The sequence below is a fragment of the Undibacterium sp. GW821-FHT11H02 genome, from assembly GCF_058808015.1.
Genome location: NZ_JBXARG010000001.1, coordinates 446,631 through 468,658 on the forward strand (window position 1 = coordinate 446,631; position 22,028 = coordinate 468,658).

Consider the following 22,028-nt stretch of genomic DNA (forward strand, 5'->3'; position numbering starts at 1 on the left):
TTGACCGCAATACTATGACTCCTACTTTCGTACTATCTGACCCACTACATCCTGCTTTACGCTCGCGTTTTCTGAGTCGCTGGTTAAATGCCAAAAGCACAAGAGCTCAAGAGCTTGAAAATATAGCGCAATTATCCCTGAGCACGGCCACTTTTGGCGAACTTTTACAAAATGAAATCGCGCAAGGCGTCAGTTTGGCTGCAGCAATGCGTCGCACCCGAAATCTTGTGCTCGCTAGCTTAATCTGGCGCGACTTGACTGGCGCGGCAAAGCTAAACGACGTTATCACTGCTATTAGTGAACTCGCCGATTTTGTAGTGCAAACACATTTACGCCATTTAATGGCAGAAATGGTGACGCTACACGGCGAACCGATAGGTGAAGAAAGTGGTGAGGAGCAGGAATTAATTGTTTTAGGCATGGGCAAGCTAGGCGGATATGAACTGAATGTCTCATCCGATATTGATCTCATTTTTTGTTATAGCGAAAATGGCGAAACCAAAGCGGGACCAGAACAACGAGAGCTTTCTAACCACGAGTTTTTTAGTCGACTCGGCAAAAAATTAATCGCGGCGATCTCAGAAATTACCGAAGATGGTTTCTCATTTCGGGTTGACATGGCCTTGCGCCCCAATGGTAATTCTGGCCCCTTAGTCGCCAGTTTTAGTATGGTCGAAGACTATTTTTTGGTGCAAGGACGTGAATGGGAACGTTATGCTTGGGTCAAAGCGCGTGCCATTACTGGCAAACCAGAACACATCGCGGCATTGAACCAAATTATTTTTCCATTTGTGTATAGACGTTATCTCGACTACGGCGTGATCGACTCACTACGCAATATGCACCATCAGATACGCGCGGAAGTCGTGCGTCAGGAAACCCGGCACCCAGATCGTGGTATCAATGTGAAATTGGGACGCGGTGGTATACGTGAAGTAGAATTTTTGGCGCAAGTATTTCAATTGATACGTGGCGGGCGCGAAGCAGTGTTGCGTGACCGCTCTACTCGCCAGACTTTGATAACACTTGCTGAAAAAGGCATACTCGATCAACAAGTCGTGAGTCAACTGATGCTTGCTTATACCTTCCTGCGTGACGTTGAACATCGCTTGCAGTATCTCGACGATGCCCAAACCCACATTTTCCCCGCTAAGCTGGAGGATCAGCATATCGTGGCGCAAATGATGGGTTACCCAAATGTCAACGCCTTAAATGCCGTACTGATTCCTCACATGCAATTTGTGGCCGAACAGTTTGACGCTATTTTCAAAGACAAGTCAGATAAAAAGACAGAACAATTATATGCGCCTAATCTGTCTGATCCAGAGGCCGTCGAAACGATAGAGTTGCATCTGCAAAGCCTAGGATTTCAAGAGGCCAAAGCGGTGGCACAGCGACTTGCAAGCACGTGGCAATCAACAAAAATGCAGTCTTTGTCGGATGCGAGCCAGCAAAAAATGACCGGCTTGATCAACCATGCGCTGACCATTCTGTCCAAACAAACTGAAGGGCAAACAGACACCGTGCCACGCTTGCTCGATTTCTTAGAGCAGATCGCACGACGCAGTGCCTACCTTTCGCTACTGAGTGAATTTCCTCATGCATTAGAGCGCTTGATTCGCATGATGAATGCGAGCGATTGGGCGGCCAAGTTTCTGAGTCGCCATCCTATCTTACTTGATGAATTATTAGATGAATCGGTATTGCATCAAGTCCCTGATTGGAATGCATTCAGTCAGGAACTTAGACTTAATCTGCAGCAGCAAGACGGCGACATTGAAACGCAGTTAGATACGCTAAGAGAAATGCATCACGCCTTATTGTTCCGTTTATTGGCGCAAGATCTGGAAGGTCGATTGAGCGTAGAACATTTGGCTGATGCCTTATCAAAATTAGCTGACATTATGGTGGAAGCAGTCATTCAGGCGGTCTGGCAAAGTATCCCGAATCGACATCGCCCAGTACCACGTTTTGCGGTCATCGCTTACGGCAAATTAGGTGGTAAAGAATTGAGTTATGCCTCAGATCTCGATGTCATTTTTTTATACGATGATGAAGACCAAGATGCGCCTGCGCTATATGCAAAACTCGCGCAGCGCTTCATCACATGGATGACTTCGCATACCTCTTCCGGGGTGTTATTTGACATTGATATCGCTTTACGTCCTGACGGCGCGAGTGGGCTGATGGTATCTTCAGTTAATTCATTCGAACGTTATCAAGAAAAATCAGCTTGGCTGTGGGAGCATCAAGCATTGACACGTGCTCGCTTTTGCGCTGGAGATGTAGCAATTGGTGCTAAATTTGAGCAAATAAGAGAAACGGTTTTGCGCTTGCGACGTGAACCAGAAATTCTGAAATCCGAAGTAATTAGCATGCGTAAAAAAATGCGGGAAGCGAATGTAAATCGCACTGATTTATTCGACTTGAAACATGACCACGGCGGCATGATAGATATAGAGTTCATGGTGCAATATTTAGTGCTGCTGCATGCACATGAATATCCTGAATTGACCGGCAACATCGGCAATATCGCGCTATTAAAACGTTGTGGAGAACTCGGTTTAATCGATTTGAAGCTCGCTTTAGAAACCGCAAATACTTATAGAGTTTTACGCAAATATCAGCACAATATGCGCTTACAAGGCGAAGAAAAAGCACGAGTCCAAACTGAAAAAGTGGCCCACGTCATTCTCGCTAGTGAAGCATTATGGGGTGTTTTATTTACGTAGCGATTTGCGTGAGGGCATAAAAAAGGCTTTGCGATGCAAAGCCTTTGGCGTATTTCGAGCGACAGCCTTTTATCCTTGCGGATGCATCGCCGTTATCCATTTTTTTATACGACCAGCATCCGCCAATCGAGAGTACTTACCCTTGGAATCAAGAAATACCATTACCACAGCACGGCCCTCGATGATGGCCTGCATCACCAAACAACGTCCTGCTTCTGCGATATAACCTGTTTTTTGCAGGCCTATATTCCAATCTGAACTCGCCACTAATTTATTGGTTGTACCATATTCGAGCAATTGCTTACCTTTGGGATTTACCGCATATTTAGAATCGGTTGAATATTCACGAATTAAAGGATACTGGTAAGCTGCATTGATCAATTTGACTAAGTCACGTGCACTTGCCACGTTCTTACTCGACAAGCCGCTGGAATCCACATACAAAGTATCATTCATACCCAATTGTTTGGCCTTGGCGTTCATGGCCGCAACAAACGCTGGCAAGCCACCTGGGTAATTGCGCCCCAACGCAGAGGCAGCGCGATTTTCAGAGCTCATCAAAGCAATATGCAACAAATCAGCACGCGATAACTTAGCACCTATCGCCAAACGAGATCCTGTACCTTTTTCTTTGTCCAAGTCTTCCGCAGTGATATCAATCATTTCATTCAAATCTTGCTTTGCTTCGACTACAACCAAACTCGTCATCAACTTTGTAATTGAAGCGATTGGCAAGGAAACTTCCGCATTTTTTTCAAATAAAACAGTTGAGCTATCCTGATCAACCACGAAGGCAACATTCGAAGCGAGCGCCAATGCATCTGCCTGTTTCAAACCAGCCACATCGCCCGCACTAGGACGCGAGTCTTTAACCAAGCGAAGCGCATGGCGTTGTTTGGAGGCTTTTGCTGCCAAAGTTTTTTGTTTGGATTTTTTAGATACTTTGCTATAAGCCACTTTAGACTTATGCGAAGTGCTTTTGATCACTTGTGCTTTTTTCGCGCGATGATGACTGGAGTTCGTAGCTGCCTGGGCTTGAGAGAGAACGAGAACTGAGGCTATGGCAAGCACTGATAGTGCGGATTTATTAATTGATACTTTAGAAAAACCTAACATAGATGTCACCATAGACTTCAGACTTAGTGCAACCATGTAATACTCCTTGAGACGAAAAATTTCCTAGTGGAACGAAGTGTAGCAAATTCTTGATAATTCGCAAGAGAATTAAAGACTTAGCGCCACTTCTTCACTACAAATCTACAAGTTGCAAGCAAATGAGATAAATAAAATATATCTTTCGGCATATTTCAGTATAAAAACAGTATGCCGACCTTGATTAGAAAATACGATCAATCCAAAAAACTGACGTACTCAGTCAACACTGCTCGCTCGGTTATCAAGCTATTTTCTATTTTCGACATATCTGCAAAGCCCAATGACATGCCACAAACCACCATTTGCTCTTCAGGCAATTGCAAGTGTTCTTCAATAATTTTGTGATATTGCGTAAACGCCGCCTGCGGGCAAGTATCCAAACCACGAGCACGCGCCGCGAGCATGATGTTCTGTAAAAACATGCCGTAGTCCAACCAAGATCCCTGCTCCATAATGCGGTCTATCGTAAAAATCAAACCCACTGGCGCGTCAAAAAATTGATAATTGCGTCCATGCTGTACATGCATGCCGACTTTATTTTCACGCGTTAAATTGAGTAAGGCGTACAAATCCCACCCAACTTTACGCCGTCTATCGATATACGGGCTGCGCCATTCAACAGGATAGTATTTGTATTCCTCGGTATGTGTTTTTGCTAGCTCAGGATTGTTATGTGCGGCTAAAATTGCGCCAGAAAGACGCTGCAAGCTTGCGCCGCGCAAAACCGTAACCTTCCAAGGTTGAGTATTGGTACCCGAGGGTGCGCGAGCTGCAATCTCGAGTATGGCCTGAATATCTTCCGTGGATACGGGCGTAGGTAAGAATGCGCGTAAAGAACGTCGAGAACGAATCACCTGATCCACGACTTCTTGCACGGTGTTTGAAATCATTTCTATGTCCTTTTAATGAATTGATCAGCAATTAGTGCTGACTTTAATCCAAACTATTTACTTTACAACTGCGTTAATTTCGTGACACGTGCCTTATCCAATTCAGCAAAAAAATCCAAGATCACACTTAACTCACGGCTACGCGTAAATGGTGGCAGGCTTTGCCAGATGCGTTTGCCATAAGGCTTAGAAATAAGTCGTGGATCGCAAATCATCAACACACCACGGTCAGTCTCATCACGAATTAAACGCCCGGCGCCCTGCTTCAAATTGATAATTGCTTCTGGCAGTTGATGATGGACGAAACCATTCAAACCTTTTTTTTCCATCGCTTCTATGCGAGCCGCTAATACCGGATCATCAGGCGGCGCGAACGGTAGCTTATCAATGACAACCAATGATAAGGCTTCGCCACGAACGTCAACCCCTTCCCAGAAGCTCTGACTACCGATCAGTACTCCATTTCCTGATGCCCGAAATCGATCCAACAATTCGGTACGTCCCGCATCGCCTTGAACAAACAAGGGGAAATTCAATGCACGTTTAGTGAATTCATCTCTCAACCTTTCCGCGCAATGCTTGACCGCCTTATTCGTCGTACACAATACAAAGCTGCGCCCACCAGCAGCCTCAATCACTGGCAAAGCAGCGTCCACTACCGCGTCGGTATACTCTCTGGAGTTGGGCTGCGGCATGCCATCTGGCACATAGAGGATACCTTGTTCCTGATAATTAAAAGGGCTAGGCCAGGTGCGGGCTGGCTCATCCCACAAACCCATCTGCGACACATAATGGCTGAAATCATTTTTCACCGCCATGGTCGCTGATGCGAATATCCAGGTACGCGGCACGCCTTCTCGTTGCTTGTTAAAAATGGGGGCAATCGATAGCGGAGTTCTATGCAATTGTAAGGAAGTTGAATATGCCTCTACCCACAACACGCATTCAGGTTTACCCTTACTTTCTTTTGCATTAGGGTCGAGTTCGCGCCAGTCATCTAGCTTCGTTTGCAGATCAAGTGCGCGCACCCGGCATTGCTCTATGGTTTCCGCACGTTCCGCTTGTTTTTCCAAAACACCAATCAAATCGCCAAGACTGTCTTTCAAGGTTTCCAACGCTGGAAAGAATGGGCTCGACGGTGCAATTTGTTGCAGGGACATCCGCATCGAATCCTGCGCGAAACAGAGACGTAAATCGCGTGCTGCACGTTCTACTGGTGAGACAACTTTTGCCCATTCCGCACCATCGCGCGCATGCGATAAACCTTCTGCCAAACTATCGCGACAGAGCTCTAAAATTTGCGATGTTGAGATCGATTCGCCGAAAAATAATGTCGCTGTTTCGGGCAATTGATGTGCTTCATCAAAAATAACGGTATTCGCCGACGGCAGCAATTCCGCAATACCGGTATCTTTTAATGCCAGGTCGGCAAAAAATAAGTGATGATTGACCACTACAACATCAGCCTGCTGCGCTTCCTTGCGCGCTTTCATTACAAAGCAATCCTGATAATACTGACATTCGGACCCCATGCAAGTATCTTTAGTTGATGTCACCAGATTCCATACCGCGGCAGTCTCTGGAACTCTCGCCAGCTCGGCCTTATCGCCACTACTCGTGGTTTTAATAAAGCGAGAAATATCACGTAGATAACCAACGTCTTCGCGTGAAGTCAGGCGACCATTTTGCAGGGTACGCTCTAAATGAAAATGACAAAGATAGTTCGCACGTCCCTTTAACAAGGCAACCGACACTGGCGCCTTTAAGACTTTTTTGATGGTGGGGATATCGCGTAAATACAATTGGTCTTGTAGGTTTTTGGTGCCGGTGGAAACAATGACTTTGCCACCCCACAATAATGCGGGGATAAGATAAGCAAAAGTTTTACCCGTGCCAGTGCCCGCTTCGGCCAATAAAGTTTTTTGATTTTCAATCGCATAAGCAATTGCTTTCGCCATTTCAATCTGCGCCTGGCGCGAACGATAGCCTTGAACCGATGAGCTTAGAACACCTGATTCACCGAAAATCTGTTCGACTTCACGATCATGAATACTACTGCCATCCGAATTTAAATTATGTTCAATCAAAATATTGCACAATCAAATACAACAAAAAAACATACTCCTGACAGCCTACAGGAAAGGAGCGAAGAAAATTAGAAATCTACATCATCACGCTGGAATATCTGGCGAGAGTTGCATTTTCAATAGTGATATGTAATCCTTGAGTTGCAGCTTACGTTTTTTCAAGCGACGCAATTGCAATTCATCGTGATTGGGATCCTTAATAATGGTCTCTATCACGGAATCAAGATCACGATGTTCGACTTCTAATTCACAAATACGCATTCGAATTTGATTTGTATGGTCCATAAGCTATAAGAGCGAGTAAAATGCAACGAGTTAATTTAAAAAAATCGGAATTTCCGACTAGTGTAATCTACCAAGACGTATGAGCCAATATAAGATCGAAGCTGGCACCGCTCAACATATCGGTGATCGTAAAGAACAACAAGACCGCGTGGCACTTTTTGCCGCGCCTAACGCGCCCGGCCATATGATGGCGGTCGTCGCTGACGGGATGGGTGGTAAAAGTGGTGGCGCTATTGCGGCGGAACAAGTGGTACGCTCAGCTAAGATGTTGTTCGACGAATTTTTTCCTGGCAACGACATCAAAGCAATGCTAGAAGCCATAGTACATGAAGCCCATACTGTCATTAAATTATCAGCAGTTTCCTCCGAAAAAGAACCTCACAGCACATTCGTAGCACTCGTCGTCTCTCCCGAAAAAGCAGTCTGGGCTCATGTTGGCGATTCGCGCCTTTATCGTTTCTCAGGGCCTAACTTTGCAGAACGAACGAAGGATCACTCTTATGTTGAACGTTTAGTAGACGAAGGAACTATCACAGCAGAAGAGGCAAAAAATCATAAAATGTCTAACGTGCTGGTGAATGTCTTAGGTTCAAAAAATGCCATTCCCTATGTGTCATTTGGCGAGAAAGACAACTTAGCAGCTGGAGACTCATTCCTATTGTGCTCCGATGGCTTATGGCATTACTTTGCGGATATCGAATTATCGGTAGCAGTGGGTGCTAGTAGCCCCCGCCAAGCATCAGAATTGATGATACGCAAAGCCAGAGAACGTGCCAACTCGCACGGAGATAATGTTTCTTTTGCGATTGTCAAACTGGTGCAACCTCCAGTCGAACAAAAAAACTATATTGCCAAGAAAATGACCCGCGCCAATTAGCTCAATTTTAAATAAAAAAAGCCTCACTAAAAAAAATTAGTGGGGCTTTTTTATTTAACCGAGATTTTCCGTTAGGATTTGAGATGACGAGGGATGCACTTTTCGAGGCAGTTTTGGTGCGAATGAGGCGCCAGTAGCGAGCTATTGGCAACGAAGAGCAACAAAAATGACCGAAAATGCGCCTTCGGCGCGCCTGATGGAAAATCTCGGTTTAAGTCAATTTAGTTAATGTAACTAAACAAGGAAAGTGAAGCAGTCTTTACAAAAGATTGTTGAGCAGCCTGTAAAACGATCTGACTCTGATTTAGTTCGGTGATTGCTTTGGCATAATCGAGATCTTGCAAGGCAGACAATTCTTGCTTGTAGATAACGCCCATGCTCTCTCCTGCGCTGTTCAAGTTCTCTAATTCTTTTAAAGAGACTCCAAGGCCTGTGCGCGCCAGCAACACATTCGACAAAGACTTATCAATATTAAAATTCGCCTGACTCAAATCTGCCGTCAATTCTAATCGCCGCTGCACATTGCCTGTTGGCGTTTTCAAGGTGTTAATGAGATCTGTAAGCGTCTCAAAAATATTTTGATTGCCAGGTTGAATCAAGAATTTATCACCAGGCCCTGGAGCGCCGGGCGTGTTAGTCAAAGTGATATCCATACCATCAACTGTGACTGTTTGTGGGCTGACATAAGCAGTACTAGGTACAACAACAACACCCGTAGTCTTATTAGTAACAGTGAAATTTGCGCCCATGTTATCAAAAGCGACTTCGTAATTATTGCCAGTCAAATTAGCCGTGGTTGGCACATTAATCGCTGCCGTTGCCACTGTTTGTCCAACATTTGAAGGATTTGGACGAATATTAAACTGGCCATTGGAAGTACGGATATTCCCAAAAATCGCTGAGCCAATTTCACTGATAGGTATTTGTCTTGAAGTATCAACTTGTAAAGAGCGCCCACCTTGATCACCGTTATATTGTGCACCGCCCTGTGTCTTTGTATAAGGCGCTGTGGTCGATGAAAAGCCTGAAAAAAGATAGGCATCAGTACCATCGGTAGCATTCGCAAAACCAAATAATTGTTCAAGATTACCTTGCAATTCATTTGCAATAAAACCTCGCTCTTGGTCTGTCAATGTGCCATTTCCAGCACTGACCACCAGAGTTTTTACGTTATGTAGGACATTCGTAACATTACTCAGGGTGTCTTCGGCAATACTTAAGGTATTAATTGCGTTTTTTCTATTCACCGCCATCTGATCATTGACTGCATCGGTCTGTGTTATCACTAAAGAACGAGCGGCACCAATTGGATCATCGGAAGGATTTAATATCCTACGACCCGAGGCAATTTGTTGCTGCGTGCGATTCAGTCCAACTTGCAGATCACTAATGCGCGCCCCACCGGATTCATAAATGGTATTGGTACTGATACGCATGGTTATTCCTCTTATCTTCCTAAGGCGAGTAAAGCATCAAATAACTGGCTAGCAATCTGCATTAATTTACCAGCTGCTTGATAAGCTTGCTGATAACGCAACAAATCTGCTGCTTCCTCGTCCAGATTTACCCCTGACTCAGATTGTTGCGCTTGCAAAGCTTGCGACAACAACTTGGATTCTGACTTATTCACTACTTCCATCTCATGGGCCTTATTGCCAACATTACTTACGAATTGGCCGTACGCACCTTGAAAACTTGTAGTACCAGATGCCATCGTATTTTTTGTTTGCAATCCTGCCAATAGACCTGCATTGCGATTATCACCCGAGCCTGAAGGATTGGTTGTGATTTTAACCACGTCACCGTTTGTATAGGAACCCGAAACATTAAAGCTCAAACCATTAAAACTAATGGTAGAACCTTCAATATAAGGTATCGCTGATCCGGCATTGTAGGATGTAGTGGTGCTGCCATTCTTCACGGTCACGTTCGCATTTGCGGGGAATCCAGTGAAATTATTACCAGCAGAGTTATATGTCAGTGTTGTAGGCGTAATTGGTAGAGAACTACCCAAAGTAAAGGTGTCGCCCGCCGCAGGCGTCGCTGGATTGTCCTTAATGATGAAACTTACTCCACCGTAGGTCACTGTAGCGCCACTGGTGTACGGTACGTTAACCACTTGCGGTGGTGTGGCAGCAGGCGCCGCAGCTGCAGCCACTTCGTAGTTGGAAGTAACTCCGCCGCTGGTAACTGATACTAGAGCACCTAAAGGAAACCCCGCTAAACTGTTTGGACCGGTTGCGAAAGTTAAATTAAGTGCGGGTGTCACCGTAGCGCTCTTAAACGAATCACCAACCGTGACCGAACCGATCACACCATTGAGTGAATTACTGGTAGCTGATACCAAGGAATTCACAACACCTGAGCTAATTTTTCCAGTCCCCAAATTAGTGCTGGGGACGCTTGTCGCCACTGGTGTCGCCGCGGCAATTTTTGTAATATCCGCAATTGCCAGGCTGATGGATGAGGCCGCCAACGCGGTTGGACGAACCATGAATTCGTCGTTCACATTTGGTGTAACAACTGCTGCGGGTGAACCGACAGCCGCCAAATTAAAACTAAGGCCATCTATAACTGCCGGCAAGGTCGCTGAAGTATTTACACTTCCGTCAGACACTCGGGTAATTTTGAAATAATTAGGCGCCGGCCCGACTCCCGCAAGATATTGAACACGATAATCACTCGTAGTCAAAGCACCTGCGTCTGAAAAAGTGACGGCCATATTTGCCGTACTCGTATTCAGGCCACTAGGGGTGGAAACCGGACCTGAAAATGAGAAAAAATCAGCTCCAGCCTGTCCATTTAAGTCTTGTCCCAGTTTATGCTGATCATTAAATTCGGTAGCAATAGAAACCGCAATTCGTCCTAGCGAGTTGCGCGCGACATCTAATGAATTACTTCTAAAGGCAAACAAGCCTCCCAGTTCACCACCGTTCAAACTTTGTTCATTTAGCTGAATTAAGGTGCCGTTGCTTTCATAGGAAACCTGGATGCGACTAGGGTCAGTAAGTGAACTGGTCGGTTGCAATACGCTGACTTTCGCGCCCAATACTAATGGCTGCCCAGTCCCCATAAAAATATTAAATTTTCCACCTTGATTGACGACTGAAACGTTGACCAATTTACTAAGTTCAGTCACCGCATAGTCACGCTGATCTAATAAATCATTTGGTGCGGCACCACCTGATGTTGACTGTGCAGCCTCAATAAAATCATTAAGATCAGCGATTTGTTTAGAAAAAGCATTAATACTCGTGACGGTTTGACCGATACGATTACTCACGTCCTCTGAAATCTGATCGAGACGCCCACCCAAACTTTGGATACGGGAAGCCAATGCCGAGCCTGTAGACAGTGCAGCCTGGCGTGCTGCCGCGCCTGCCGTACCATTTGGACTCGCTGCCAAATTTTGTATAGAACTGAAAAATTCTTGCAATGCAGGCGATACCCCGGCCGATTGGTCTGCAACCAAATTACTGATCTGTTGTATTTGATTTAAATAAGCGGCTGAAAAATTTTGTGAAGATTGAGTGGAATTGACTTGTTGACCAATAAATTCATTGTAGACGCGGCGAACTTCACCGACAACCGTTCCTTGTCCGATAAAGCTACCACCTACATTTTGCGCAGCTGCGGCACTTTGAAGCAAGAGTTGGCGGTTGTAACCTGGTGTATTGACGTTTGCAATATTGTGACCCGCGGTCGCAATACCCATTTGCGCTGCCGCTAGTGCACTTTGCCCAATCCCTAAGATATTGGTACCCATAATTCAACCTATTCACTCAAAATATCAATCTTCTTATTGCCTACGCTGAAATCCATTACAGACCTCCGTCTTCTAATTTAACGGGTTAATCTAGGAAAACTTTAATTTTTATGCCGCTTGGAATCAGCCTGAGAACGATTGCTGTATCACTTTCGTCAACTTTTGGGCATATTGAGGGTCCGTTGCATAGCCCGCTTTTTGCAAGGCATGCGCAAACTGTGAGGCATCACCGCCGTTTTGCAATACTGATTGATATCGAGGATTGTCGCGAATCAATTTTGCGTAATCTTTAAATGCATCGCTGTAGTTATCATAGGCGCGGAATTTTTCAATTTTTTGAAAAGCAACACCATTGGTGTATTCCGTAGTCATTGCATCCACAGTCCGCCCTGTCCAATTACCGGTCGCCTTAATGCCAAATACATTATGGCTGGATGAACCATCCATCGCGCGAATCTCGCGTTTTCCCCAGCCCGATTCTAATGCAGCCTGACCCAGCATGAACTTCGCCGGGATGCCGCTAGCAAGACTAGCCGATTCAGCATGAGGGCCTAACTTCCGGGTAAATTCTTGGACATGGCGAGCCGAGGAATTCGACTCAATAGGCCCGGTTGATTCAAGTAGTTGTGCTGCATTTGCCGCGTACTTCTGTTGTTGAAGATACTGACTAGCGCCACCCAATCCCCCCATTGGAACTGGTGGCGCATTTTCCGACTGCAAGGCTTGTGTCATTGCATTATTTGAAAGCTGCCGCACCATCGCATCAGCCAAACCTATGCCACGACTGGCCATTTTTTGTGATAGTTGCTGATCTAACATCGAGGTATACATCCGGCTTTGTTCATTATCAAACATACCATCCTGCCCGCCAGCTTGCCGCATTGATTTGAGCATCATACTCACAAATAGGGCTTCAAATTGACTTGCTGCAGCTTTCAGCGATTCGGGAGAATTATCCTTGGAAGACTGGCGTAATGCATCCAAACCCTTACTATCAAAAGCAAGTTTTTCAGACAAATCAGCACGACCAATCATTGAATTTCTCCCGCTAAAAGATCAAATAATTTCCAGATCAGCACGCAAAGCACCTGATGCCTTCATCGCTTGCAAAATAGCCAGCAAATCCTGTGGCGTAGCACCAATCGAATTAAGTGCTTTCACTACATCTGATAAGGACGCACCCGCCTTTAACATCAACAATTGACCGCCCTCTTTTGTAATCGAAATATTCGAATTCGGCGTCGCAACGGTTTGTCCATTACTTAAGGCATTGGGCTGACTGACGGCATTGTCTGTATTGATCACTACGCTCAAATTACCATGTGCGATGGCGCAAGTTTCCAAACTAACCGATTGATTCATGACAATTGAACCCGTACGCGCATTCAGAATTACTTTTGCTGCCATCTGAGCTGGCGTCACTTCTATACTTTCCAAGGCACCTAGAAAGGCGACGCGTTGATCATTTACCTGTGGTGCCTTCACTTGTATCACACGTCCATCGACCGCCGCAGCGGTTTCAGGCCCAAATTTTTGATTAATGGCATCGACCACACGGCTAGCAGTAGAAAAATCCGCTGTATTCAACTCCAACTGAATTGAATTACCGTGTCCCAATGGGGATGGAACTGCACGCTCGACCGTAGCACCAGCAGAAATTTTGCCGACACTGAGGTGATTAACCTGTGCTTTACTGCCGTTGGCTGATGCCCCCACACCACCAACCAAAACATTCCCCTGCGCCATCGCATAAATTTGATTATCAGCACCTTTTAATGGCGTCATCAATAGCGTGCCACCTTTCAAGCTCTTTGCATTTCCCATGGACGAGACTGTAATATCCAAAGTCTGTCCAGGTTGCGAAAACGGTGGCAAGGAAGTCGTCACCATAACTGCAGCCACATTTTTGAGCTGTAGACTAGTACCGACTGGAATTGAGACACCCATTTGTTGCATCATGCTGATAATGCTTTGCACCGTAAATGGAGTTTGCGTTGTTTGATCTCCGCTACCATCGAGGCCAACTACCAGACCATAACCCATCAGTTGATTTTGACGCACGCCTTGAATGCCAGCCAAATCCTTCAAGCGTTCGGCCTGACTCAGTTGCGGACTTGACAAGGCTCCTAGCAAACAGACAAATAGCGCTATACGCTTAAAAAGACCCTCACACTTAAAATGGATTTGATTGCGCGATTCCATATTGGACTCTCAAATTAAAAAGGCAAAAAGCTAAGGAAAAATCGGGTCAACAAAGAACTGACTTCCGCCATATCTACGCGTGAAGTAGAGCGATACTCGAATCGGGCGTCTGCAACTTGTGTGGACGAGACAGAATTTGCAGCGGTTATCGTTTGTGGATTAACGACACCGGAAAATCGGACGAATTCAGCTCCCTTATTAAACGCAATTTGTTTCTCTCCACTGACTAACAAATTCCCGTTGGGTAGCACATCAATCACTGTTGCCGCGATAGTTCCAGTAAAAGAATTGCTCGCAGTCTCTGCGCCTTTTTCATCAAACTTAGTTGAAGCTGTCGTAGAAATAGATGCTTTGGCTGTAGTACTTGCAGGGATGCCAAAAATAGTCGGCGCTGCGAATGCGGCACTACCTGACTTACTACCAGAAGCACCGGCCGCTTTGGTTGCCGAAGTATTTTCACTGATGGCAATCGTCAGCACATCACCAATCAAGCGTGCTTTAACATCTTCAAACAAAGGGCGATAACTGGCTGACTGAAAAATCGCCCCATTTGCTTCACGCTGATTCTTAGCGGTCTGCGCGTGCACGACACCGGACTGATGACTAATTGCTGGCGGCGTGGTCGCGCAACCATACAAAGAGAACAGCCCAAACAATATACAAGTAAATTTTACGATCTTCATCCTGAATCTCCCGCTTACATTCCTTGCCATAACCTAGCAAACAAAACAATAAGTATTACAACTGCGACAGGCGCTGCAACATTTGATCGGAAGTGGTAATCGCTTTACTATTGATTTCATAAGCCCGCTGGGTTTGTATCATGCTCACCAATTCCTCTGCCACATTGACATTCGAAGTCTCAACAAAAGATTGCACTAAGAGGCCGGCACCGTTTGTACCTGGTGTATTCGTACCTGGGTTACCAGATGAGGCGGTTTCCACATAGAGATTCTCGCCAAGTCCCATTAAGCCCGTTGGATTTATGAAGGTAGCAAGCTGAATCGAACCAACTTGAACTGGTGCCGTTGAGCCTGGCTGTGTGACCGAGACTGTACCGTCACGACCTACGGTGATTGACTGCGCATTTGCCGGGATTGTGATCGCAGGCTGAATGACAAAACCGCTGGAAGTCACCATTTGACCTTGTCCATCCACCTGAAACGATCCATCTCTGGTGTAACCAGTAGTTCCATCTGGCATCAGGACTTGAAAAAAACCTTGTCCATTAATCGCCAAATCTTTGGCGTTGCCGGTTTGTTGCAAATTACCTTGTGTAAAAATTCGCTCCGTTGCTACTGGACGCACACCCACACCAAGTTGCAAGCCTGATGGCAATTGCGTTTGTTGCGAGCTCTGAGCGCCTGGCTGACGTACTGTCTGATAAAGCAGATCCTCAAAAACCGCGCGCGAACGTTTAAAACCTGTCGTGCTGACATTGGCCAGATTATTCGTTATCACGTCCATCTGCGTCTGCTGCGCATCTAAGCCAGTCTTCGCAATCCATAATGAGCGTATCATTTCTTTCTCCTATTTATGCACAATGTGGCGACAGTCGTTCAGATACATAATCGAACACTCGACTAAAACGTAAGACCTACCAGCCAACTTAGTCAACTATAATTGTCGCAGTTACTTCATTGTGCATTGATTCGACTTAAGTCAATGCGAAGATCTGACTAGCTTTTGTGGCATTGCTCTCTGCATTGGTCAATAGTTTCATCTGCATTTCAAATTGGCGAGCGAGGTTAATCATCGTAACCATAGACTCGACCACATTTACATTACTACCTTCAAGCATGCCGCCGGCAACAGATACATTCGCATCTGGATCGGGCACAACGCCGTCTTTTGTTTTAAATAGACCATCGGCATCGCGCACCAAATTGGTTTCTGGTGGATTAACCAGTTTCAATCGTCCCAACACCTGAACCGCATTTGGCTTACTACCCATAGGTACACTAGAAACGGTGCCATCTTTGGCAATTGCAATTGTTACTTCTGGTGGAATAGTGATTGGCCCACCGTCGCCTAAAGCAGTCAAACCACTGTGTGTCTGCAAAATACCATTTTCGCTAATTTTTAAACTTCCATGGCGGGTCATCTTCTCACTGCCATCTTCTGCTTGTACCGCCAACCAACCTTTGCCTTGAATTGCGACATCGAGTTCGCGTCCGGTATTTTGCAGACTACCGCTGGAAAAATCTGTACCAACTGTCGCATCCACTACAAATGCGCGCGTTGGCATCCCTTCACTAACCACTGGCACGGCCCGAAATGAATCGAGCTGAGCACGAAATCCTGTCGTGGTGGCATTTGCCAGATTGTGCGAAGTCGTTGCTTGCTGCTCCAGGATATGTTTCGCCCCTGTCATCGCGGTATAAATTAAACGGTCCATCGCACACTCTCCGACTGAACAAAGAAAAGAAAAAATTAACGCAAATTAACCAAGGTCTGCAGAATCTGATCAACCGTTTTGATGGTCTGTGCGTTCGCTTGATATACGCGCTGTGCGGTAATCATGCTCACCAGCTCACCAGTCAAATCGGTATTTGAATCTTCAGTCGCATTCGACGTCAATAAGCCCACACTGCCTGAACCTGGAGGGCCCACTAAAGACGGTCCGGAAGTTGCGGTTTCTATCCATTGATTGTCACCCAAGGATTGCAAACCATTTGGATTTGTAAAGTTGGCCAAAACGACTTGACCTAGAACTGAGGTTTTACCATTCGTATAGCTACCGACAATAGTGCCATCTTTTGAGGTACTAAATTTCGATAACTTGCCTGAGGTATAGCCATCTTGCTTAATCGAATTTACGCTAAATGCAGATCCAAATTGTGTGGTGCCGGTCATATCATATTTGACGGTGAATGGCGTGGTAGCTCCAGTCAAAACGGGGATGGTAATCGAAAGTGCATTAGGATCGGTCGCTGCAAATGGCGGCGTTGCGCCCGTCAATTTGCCTAAACTATCGAACCCAACTATCCCAATAGTGACAGGTGGCGCAGGTAATACCGAGCCAATCGACAAACCATCAACCGCGGCATACACATCCCATTCTGAAGTGGCTGGCGCGGTCGGCGGCGTCGCGACAGGATCTCTACGAACGAAAAAAGTTTGTAATACGTGGGAGTTACCTAAGCTATCAAATACAGCAACTGAAGTCGCATTGTTATAAGACAGTGGATCAGACAAAGAGAACGCGATAGGCGTAATTACTGGCGGCGATGTCACAGGCAATTGGGTTCCAGGTACCAGCGCGCGTGAATCTAAATTAAATAATGCAGACACCGACTCAGAAACCTTTGGCGCGATATCACTAGTATTGATATTGATCGTGGTCGCAGCACCCGTCGACAAAACACCATTTGAATCTGCCGCATAACCAGTTAACTTAGCACCTTGTGCATTGACTATGTTACCTTCTTTGTCCATTGAAAACTGGCCATTGCGGCTATAGGTAATTGCACCGTTGGTTGACATCCTAAAAAAACCAGCGCCATTGATTGCGATATCAAGTGGGTTGTTGGTCGAAGTGATATTCCCCTGAGTAAACATTTGCGAGACGGTCTGCACCCTGGTACCAATCCCGGCACCACCACCACCCGCACCACTCAAGGAGTTTGCATAAACATCAGCGAACTGCGCCTGTGCCATTTTGAATCCAACTGTATTTGAATTGGAAATATTATTACCTATCACATCGAGTGATTTGGACGCAGCATTTAAGCCGCTTAAGCCTTGTTGAAAACCCATGACACTTCTCCTCTATTTGGGGTAAATAGCACTAACAAACAATCGACTATTAAGGACCATTGACTAATGGTCACTAAAAAAAATTAACTACCTTGTTCTAAATTTCACACATCAAAATACTTGCTTTACATCAGACATGGCTACTTCGCCTGCATTAGCGATACTCAACATGGTTCCTTGACTGCCAAATGACACGCTCGACACCAAACCAAAACTAAATGGCGTTACAGTCAGCTTCGTTTCGCCAGCGCTGGCTGTAACTTCAAATTTATAGTTACCGTTCGCAGCATCCTCACCCGCATCGGTTTTTCCATCCCAAGCCATAGAATTAAAACCGCTGGTCATACTATTGGAAGACATCGTTCTCACAACAGCACCGGATTGATCCTTAATCAAGACGCGAATCTTGTCGGCGTTTTGCGGCAAATCAAACCCCAAAACTGACTTACCATCTTTCAATTCAACATTCGAGCCAGGCACAACGACACCATGTCCTATCATTGAAGCAGCCTGTAGATTCTGGCTACTTTTAAAACTGCCGCTCATAGCAAGCATGGTTTCATTCAACTTATCAATTCCTGTCACAGTAGATAATTGTGCCAACTGACTAGTCACCTGGGCATTATCAAGTGGATTCAACGGATCTTGATTCTTCATCTGTGTGACTAACAAGGTCATAAAGCGATCCTGAGCATCCTGTGCGGTACTTTTGGTTCCGCGCGCCCCATTCATCGACGTCAACAAGCTAGGGTCGATGGTTTGTGTATTCACTGTACTCATAATGATTTCTCTCTAATCTAAGCGAGTTATTGACCAATACTCAGGGTCTTTAACAACATCGACTTTGCCGCATTCATGGTCTCGACATTGGTTTGATATGAACGTGAAGCGGAGATCATATTCACCATTTCCTCGACCACATTCACATTCGGCATTGCGACATAACCTTTTTCATCTGCCAATGGATGCTTAGGGTCATATTTCATCTGAGGAGGATTTGGATCCTCGACGACTTGCGTTACTTTGACTCCAGTGGACGCAGCATTGGATGTTGGCATTGCGGTAAACACGACCTGCTTGGCTTTATAAGCTTGTCCATTTGAACTGGTAACACTGTCTGCATTCGCCAAATTACTTGAGACCACATTCAAGCGTTGTGCTTGCGCACTCATCGCCGATCCTGAGACATCAAATATCTTAAATAAGGACATAATAATTACCCCTGAATCGCAGAAAGCAATCCTTTAATCTGCATATTAATAATGGTGAGACTTGCTTCGTAGCGCAAAGCGTTCTCGGTAAACTCATTGCGCTCAACATCCATGTCGACTGTATTTCCATCAACATTGCCTTGAACTTCCTTACGGTAGGCCGGTGGCAGCCCCGCAACCGTTCCAGCTTGACTCAGATGTGCCGCAGCGGTCTTAGTTAGATCGCGTGCGCCGTTGGTTTTATCGAGCGCCGCATGCATCGCCGCACCAAAGTCGATATCTCGCGCCTTATAATTTGGCGTGTCGGCATTTGCAATATTCGAAGCAAGTAATTGCTGGCGCTGACCACGTACTGACAGTGCCAACTGGTGAAAGCGCATGTAATCATCAAGCTTGTTCATCACAACTCCTTTATTGCTACTTCTTCGACATTGCTAACCGACATTCGTTGTTGTTGCGGTTTCTGTTAATGTGCATCATAGACCCGCGACTACACATTCAAACCCCAGATAAACCAATAAAAAGCCCGTCTATTCACGCAATCGAAAGTTATGCACGAGCTTACAATTTCCCCACTTTCAATGAATTAACAGAGCCACTCTGACATCATCATGAAAAACGTAGTGAAATTGATTTGTCTTTGTTTGATAAGCTTTGCAGCGCGTGGGACAAGTGCGCAAACAATCGATCTCAATTTAGTGTCACAAGAAGCTGAGAAATTTTTAAAACTACAAACACAGGCGATTCAAGACTCTCAACGAACTGTCGAAATCACAGTTGGCCGACTAGATCCTCGTGTCAAACTTCAAGCCTGCGATCAATTGAGTCCATTTTTGACGCCAGGTAGCAAAGCCTGGGGCAAAATTACTTTAGGCATACAATGCAGTAGTCCGAAACCCTGGACAATTTACCTGGCTGCCAATATCAGAGTATTCGGTGACTATTTTGCAACCAATAAAGCCGTCAGCCTAGGTCAGGTATTAAGCGAACAGGATTTAGTGAAGTTACATGGAGAAATTAGCAATCAACCGGCAGGCGTCATCACCGAGCTTGAGCAAGCGATAGGGAAAACGATGCTGGCGTCCTATTCAGCTGGTGTGAGTTTAAGAAAAGATATGTTTAAAATTATCCCTGTGATTCAACAAGGGCAAACCATTAAAGTCAGTAGCAGTGGCGTTGGCTTTACCGTATCGAACGAAGCGATCGCCTTGAATAATGCCGGCGAAGGACAAATTGCAAAGGCAAAAACCATGAGTGGGCAAGTGCTTAGCGGGATTGCAAAAGTTGGCGGCATCATAGAGATCAAATAACTTAATTTAAAATTACAACAAAACGATAATTTCTGAATTTCTTAAATAAGATTAAAGTTTAAAATAAGTGCGCCGTTATAATGGATGTAGATGTATGTAAATCCAACCCAAAGGTGACGAAGTGAAAATTAATGACGCTCTCAATTCAACGCAAGGCCTGCCCGCCAGCCAGCCTGCGCCCCGCGCCGATAAAGCCGGGGAAAATGCGAAGGTAGTCAATACACCTTCACATAACGTACAAATATCTCCGCTTTCAGTTCAACTGCAAGCACTGCAAAGCACGCAGGCAAGCTCCGCGGTTTTTGAAGCAAAGAAAGTGGAAGAAATTAAACTCGCTATTTCCGAAGGTCGCTTCCAAGTCGATGCTGAAAAGGTTGCGGATGGACTTTTAGAAACAGTTAAAGACTTACTTAACGCAAGAAGACAACCAACATGAATGAAGCACTAACCAACTCGCGCAAATTACAACAATTAATGGAAGATGAAGTTGTATTAATGCGCTCGTTGGATCAGCTTTTAGCCGAAGAGCAAAGTATCTTGACAAACAATGAGGCTGAAAAATTAGGTGTGATTACACCTGAAAAGAATAATCTATTGACGCGAATCATTGAACTCGAAAAAAATAGAAATTTATTATTATCCTCAATCGGATACTCGCCTGACACTAAAGGCATGCAAGCGTTTTTTGACACCGTGCCAGATAATTTGGCAATGGAAGAAACTTGGAAAGTTCTACTGTCTATCTCCAGCGACGCCCAAGAAAAAAACCGCACCAATGGCTTATTAATTAACCGCCATCTTAGTCGTAATCAAAGCGCACTCAATATACTCCAGCAAAATAATCAATCATCCTCCATGTATGGGGCGGATGGACAAACAAGAAACAGCTCAAATTCAGGTCGGGGCATCGTCGCAGGCTAAATAAGACGAATGATTTTTCCCACTCGTTTAGTTTAGTTAATTATTGCGAGCTGGGCTTTGACAAACTAACAGGCACATCCACTGGAGTTTCTGGCAACACCGCCAAAATCGTCACCGTGACACGCCGATTACGGCTACGTCCTTCTACCGTTTCATTACTTCCAACTGGAAACTTCGGTCCCTGCCCAACCGCTGTCATACGATTTTCATCGACACCGTTCTCCATAAACAAACGCGCAACCCTGCTGGCACGCACTGCAGAGAGCTCCCAATTAGATGGGAATGTGGAGTTCTTAATCGGCACGTTATCAGTAAAACCTTCGACCTGAATCGCATGATTATCACTTTTTAAGACACTAGCAATCGCATTAAGCGCTTGTATCGAATCTGAATTGAGTTTTGCTTCCCCGGGTGCAAACAACAAGCTAGCATTAATCTCGATGGAAACGCCTCTGCTGGTTTGCGTCACCCTCACCTTCCCTTCACGTACTAGAGGTTCAAGTGCGCTCAAAATATCTTTCGCGACCGTCGTCATTTTTTCGCGCTCTTTACGCAAAGACTCTGTAACACGAGGCTTTATAACAGGGAATTTATCGATTAAAGAACCTGAAGTATTTTTGATGTCCGGGATCACCCCTCCCGCCACGATAACAGAACCAAAGGCACCAGTTAATGCATTTGACAAGACACGATATTTACCATCGTTCACCGATGAAATCGCATACATCACAACAAAAAACGCAAACAACAATGTCATGAAGTCAGCATAAGATACTAACCAACGTTCATGATTATCGGGTTCTTCAGCGTATTTTTTGCGTGCCATAAGAAAA

General features: G+C 45.3%; 21 protein-coding genes. 5 read left to right on the top strand and 16 right to left on the bottom strand.

Annotated elements, in window-relative coordinates:
• Nucleotides 1-14 precede the first annotated feature (14 nt).
• Complete coding sequence (gene glnE / locus AC1RR2_RS02020; RefSeq protein ID WP_493220629.1) at nucleotides 15-2,732, top strand: bifunctional [glutamate--ammonia ligase]-adenylyl-L-tyrosine phosphorylase/[glutamate--ammonia-ligase] adenylyltransferase; 2,718 nt, start codon at nucleotides 15-17, stop codon at nucleotides 2,730-2,732.
• A gap of 69 nt (nucleotides 2,733-2,801) precedes the next feature.
• Here glnE and pbpG read toward each other — a convergent pair whose 3' ends face one another.
• From pbpG to AC1RR2_RS02040, 4 genes are all read right to left on the bottom strand, one after another.
• Nucleotides 2,802-3,884: a D-alanyl-D-alanine endopeptidase gene (gene pbpG, locus AC1RR2_RS02025; protein ID WP_493220630.1), complete on the bottom strand. Its 1,083-nt coding sequence runs from the start codon at nucleotides 3,882-3,884 to the stop codon at nucleotides 2,802-2,804.
• 197 nt (nucleotides 3,885-4,081) lie between these two features.
• Nucleotides 4,082-4,777: a nitroreductase gene (locus AC1RR2_RS02030; protein ID WP_493220631.1), complete on the bottom strand. Its 696-nt coding sequence runs from the start codon at nucleotides 4,775-4,777 to the stop codon at nucleotides 4,082-4,084.
• A gap of 62 nt (nucleotides 4,778-4,839) precedes the next feature.
• Entirely contained in the window at nucleotides 4,840-6,864 is a 2,025-nt protein-coding gene (yoaA, locus tag AC1RR2_RS02035; RefSeq protein ID WP_493220632.1) for a DNA repair helicase YoaA, read from the bottom strand.
• Nucleotides 6,865-6,948: 84 nt separating this feature from the next.
• The gene (locus AC1RR2_RS02040; protein ID WP_493220633.1) at nucleotides 6,949-7,149 is read right to left on the bottom strand and encodes a YdcH family protein; all 201 of its coding nucleotides are present in this window, start codon (nucleotides 7,147-7,149) and stop codon (nucleotides 6,949-6,951) included.
• Nucleotides 7,150-7,228: 79 nt separating this feature from the next.
• Here AC1RR2_RS02040 and AC1RR2_RS02045 point away from each other — a divergent pair, with 79 nt between their 5' ends.
• On the top strand, nucleotides 7,229-8,026 hold the full coding sequence (locus AC1RR2_RS02045; protein WP_493220634.1) for a PP2C family protein-serine/threonine phosphatase: 798 nt from the start codon (nucleotides 7,229-7,231) through the stop codon (nucleotides 8,024-8,026).
• Between the two features lie 221 nt (nucleotides 8,027-8,247).
• Here the strand turns inward: AC1RR2_RS02045 and flgL are convergent, their stop codons facing one another.
• From flgL to flgB, 11 genes are all read right to left on the bottom strand, one after another.
• Nucleotides 8,248-9,462 (bottom strand): flagellar hook-associated protein FlgL, encoded by a 1,215-nt coding sequence (gene flgL / locus AC1RR2_RS02050; protein WP_493220635.1) that lies wholly within the window; start codon nucleotides 9,460-9,462, stop codon nucleotides 8,248-8,250.
• An 11-nt stretch (nucleotides 9,463-9,473) separates the two neighbouring features.
• Entirely contained in the window at nucleotides 9,474-11,792 is a 2,319-nt protein-coding gene (flgK, locus tag AC1RR2_RS02055) for a flagellar hook-associated protein FlgK (protein ID WP_493220636.1), read from the bottom strand.
• 123 nt (nucleotides 11,793-11,915) lie between these two features.
• Nucleotides 11,916-12,827: a flagellar assembly peptidoglycan hydrolase FlgJ gene (gene flgJ / locus AC1RR2_RS02060; RefSeq protein WP_493220637.1), complete on the bottom strand. Its 912-nt coding sequence runs from the start codon at nucleotides 12,825-12,827 to the stop codon at nucleotides 11,916-11,918.
• 21 nt (nucleotides 12,828-12,848) lie between these two features.
• Nucleotides 12,849-13,994 carry a flagellar basal body P-ring protein FlgI gene (locus tag AC1RR2_RS02065; protein ID WP_493220638.1) on the bottom strand — a complete coding sequence of 382 codons (1,146 nt, stop codon included), beginning with the start codon at nucleotides 13,992-13,994 and terminating at the stop codon, nucleotides 12,849-12,851.
• Nucleotides 13,995-14,008: 14 nt separating this feature from the next.
• The gene (locus tag AC1RR2_RS02070; RefSeq protein ID WP_493220639.1) at nucleotides 14,009-14,677 is read right to left on the bottom strand and encodes a flagellar basal body L-ring protein FlgH; all 669 of its coding nucleotides are present in this window, start codon (nucleotides 14,675-14,677) and stop codon (nucleotides 14,009-14,011) included.
• 55 nt (nucleotides 14,678-14,732) lie between these two features.
• Nucleotides 14,733-15,515, bottom strand: a complete 783-nt coding sequence (gene flgG / locus AC1RR2_RS02075; protein ID WP_493220640.1) for a flagellar basal-body rod protein FlgG — start codon at nucleotides 15,513-15,515, stop codon at nucleotides 14,733-14,735.
• A 136-nt stretch (nucleotides 15,516-15,651) separates the two neighbouring features.
• Entirely contained in the window at nucleotides 15,652-16,392 is a 741-nt protein-coding gene (gene flgF / locus AC1RR2_RS02080) for a flagellar basal-body rod protein FlgF (RefSeq protein WP_493220641.1), read from the bottom strand.
• 35 nt (nucleotides 16,393-16,427) lie between these two features.
• Complete coding sequence (flgE, locus tag AC1RR2_RS02085; RefSeq protein ID WP_493220642.1) at nucleotides 16,428-17,753, bottom strand: flagellar hook protein FlgE; 1,326 nt, start codon at nucleotides 17,751-17,753, stop codon at nucleotides 16,428-16,430.
• 111 nt (nucleotides 17,754-17,864) lie between these two features.
• Nucleotides 17,865-18,533, bottom strand: coding sequence for a flagellar hook assembly protein FlgD (locus AC1RR2_RS02090; RefSeq protein ID WP_493220643.1), 669 nt, complete (start codon nucleotides 18,531-18,533; stop codon nucleotides 17,865-17,867).
• Between the two features lie 26 nt (nucleotides 18,534-18,559).
• Nucleotides 18,560-18,964 carry a flagellar basal body rod protein FlgC gene (gene flgC / locus AC1RR2_RS02095; RefSeq protein ID WP_493220644.1) on the bottom strand — a complete coding sequence of 135 codons (405 nt, stop codon included), beginning with the start codon at nucleotides 18,962-18,964 and terminating at the stop codon, nucleotides 18,560-18,562.
• 5 nt (nucleotides 18,965-18,969) lie between these two features.
• A complete protein-coding gene (gene flgB, locus AC1RR2_RS02100; protein WP_493220645.1) occupies nucleotides 18,970-19,368 on the bottom strand; it encodes a flagellar basal body rod protein FlgB in 399 nt (132 codons plus the stop codon).
• A gap of 207 nt (nucleotides 19,369-19,575) precedes the next feature.
• On the opposite strand from flgB, the gene flgA reads away from it, so the two are divergent.
• The 3 genes from flgA (at nucleotide 19,576) to AC1RR2_RS02115 (ending at nucleotide 21,195) form a co-directional block, all read left to right on the top strand.
• Nucleotides 19,576-20,274 carry a flagellar basal body P-ring formation chaperone FlgA gene (gene flgA / locus AC1RR2_RS02105; RefSeq protein WP_493220646.1) on the top strand — a complete coding sequence of 233 codons (699 nt, stop codon included), beginning with the start codon at nucleotides 19,576-19,578 and terminating at the stop codon, nucleotides 20,272-20,274.
• A 121-nt stretch (nucleotides 20,275-20,395) separates the two neighbouring features.
• Complete coding sequence (flgM, locus tag AC1RR2_RS02110; RefSeq protein ID WP_493220647.1) at nucleotides 20,396-20,710, top strand: flagellar biosynthesis anti-sigma factor FlgM; 315 nt, start codon at nucleotides 20,396-20,398, stop codon at nucleotides 20,708-20,710.
• The gene (locus AC1RR2_RS02115) at nucleotides 20,707-21,195 is read left to right on the top strand and encodes a flagella synthesis protein FlgN (RefSeq protein WP_493220648.1); all 489 of its coding nucleotides are present in this window, start codon (nucleotides 20,707-20,709) and stop codon (nucleotides 21,193-21,195) included. Before flgM ends, AC1RR2_RS02115 begins: the two co-directional genes overlap by 4 nt.
• A 40-nt stretch (nucleotides 21,196-21,235) precedes the next feature.
• Here AC1RR2_RS02115 and motD read toward each other — a convergent pair whose 3' ends face one another.
• The gene (gene motD, locus AC1RR2_RS02120; RefSeq protein WP_493220649.1) at nucleotides 21,236-22,021 is read right to left on the bottom strand and encodes a flagellar motor protein MotD; all 786 of its coding nucleotides are present in this window, start codon (nucleotides 22,019-22,021) and stop codon (nucleotides 21,236-21,238) included.
• Nucleotides 22,022-22,028: the final 7 nt, after the last annotated feature.

What these genes read in the sequence shown, in the direction of transcription:
- glnE (WP_493220629.1), top strand. Translation starts at nt 15, where the DNA reads ATGACTCCTACTTTCGTACTATCTGACCCACTACATCCTGCTTTACGC.
- pbpG (WP_493220630.1), bottom strand. Translation starts at nt 3,884, where the DNA reads ATGGTTGCACTAAGTCTGAAGTCTATGGTGACATCTATGTTAGGTTTT.
- AC1RR2_RS02030 (WP_493220631.1), bottom strand. Translation starts at nt 4,777, where the DNA reads ATGATTTCAAACACCGTGCAAGAAGTCGTGGATCAGGTGATTCGTTCT.
- AC1RR2_RS02040 (WP_493220633.1), bottom strand. Translation starts at nt 7,149, where the DNA reads ATGGACCATACAAATCAAATTCGAATGCGTATTTGTGAATTAGAAGTC.
- AC1RR2_RS02045 (WP_493220634.1), top strand. Translation starts at nt 7,229, where the DNA reads ATGAGCCAATATAAGATCGAAGCTGGCACCGCTCAACATATCGGTGAT.
- flgL (WP_493220635.1), bottom strand. Translation starts at nt 9,462, where the DNA reads ATGCGTATCAGTACCAATACCATTTATGAATCCGGTGGGGCGCGCATT.
- flgK (WP_493220636.1), bottom strand. Translation starts at nt 11,792, where the DNA reads ATGGGTACCAATATCTTAGGGATTGGGCAAAGTGCACTAGCGGCAGCG.
- flgJ (WP_493220637.1), bottom strand. Translation starts at nt 12,827, where the DNA reads ATGATTGGTCGTGCTGATTTGTCTGAAAAACTTGCTTTTGATAGTAAG.
- AC1RR2_RS02065 (WP_493220638.1), bottom strand. Translation starts at nt 13,994, where the DNA reads ATGGAATCGCGCAATCAAATCCATTTTAAGTGTGAGGGTCTTTTTAAG.
- AC1RR2_RS02070 (WP_493220639.1), bottom strand. Translation starts at nt 14,677, where the DNA reads ATGAAGATCGTAAAATTTACTTGTATATTGTTTGGGCTGTTCTCTTTG.
- flgG (WP_493220640.1), bottom strand. Translation starts at nt 15,515, where the DNA reads ATGATACGCTCATTATGGATTGCGAAGACTGGCTTAGATGCGCAGCAG.
- flgF (WP_493220641.1), bottom strand. Translation starts at nt 16,392, where the DNA reads ATGGACCGTTTAATTTATACCGCGATGACAGGGGCGAAACATATCCTG.
- flgE (WP_493220642.1), bottom strand. Translation starts at nt 17,753, where the DNA reads ATGGGTTTTCAACAAGGCTTAAGCGGCTTAAATGCTGCGTCCAAATCA.
- AC1RR2_RS02090 (WP_493220643.1), bottom strand. Translation starts at nt 18,533, where the DNA reads ATGAGTACAGTGAATACACAAACCATCGACCCTAGCTTGTTGACGTCG.
- flgC (WP_493220644.1), bottom strand. Translation starts at nt 18,964, where the DNA reads ATGTCCTTATTTAAGATATTTGATGTCTCAGGATCGGCGATGAGTGCG.
- flgA (WP_493220646.1), top strand. Translation starts at nt 19,576, where the DNA reads ATGAAAAACGTAGTGAAATTGATTTGTCTTTGTTTGATAAGCTTTGCA.
- AC1RR2_RS02115 (WP_493220648.1), top strand. Translation starts at nt 20,707, where the DNA reads ATGAATGAAGCACTAACCAACTCGCGCAAATTACAACAATTAATGGAA.
- motD (WP_493220649.1), bottom strand. Translation starts at nt 22,021, where the DNA reads ATGGCACGCAAAAAATACGCTGAAGAACCCGATAATCATGAACGTTGG.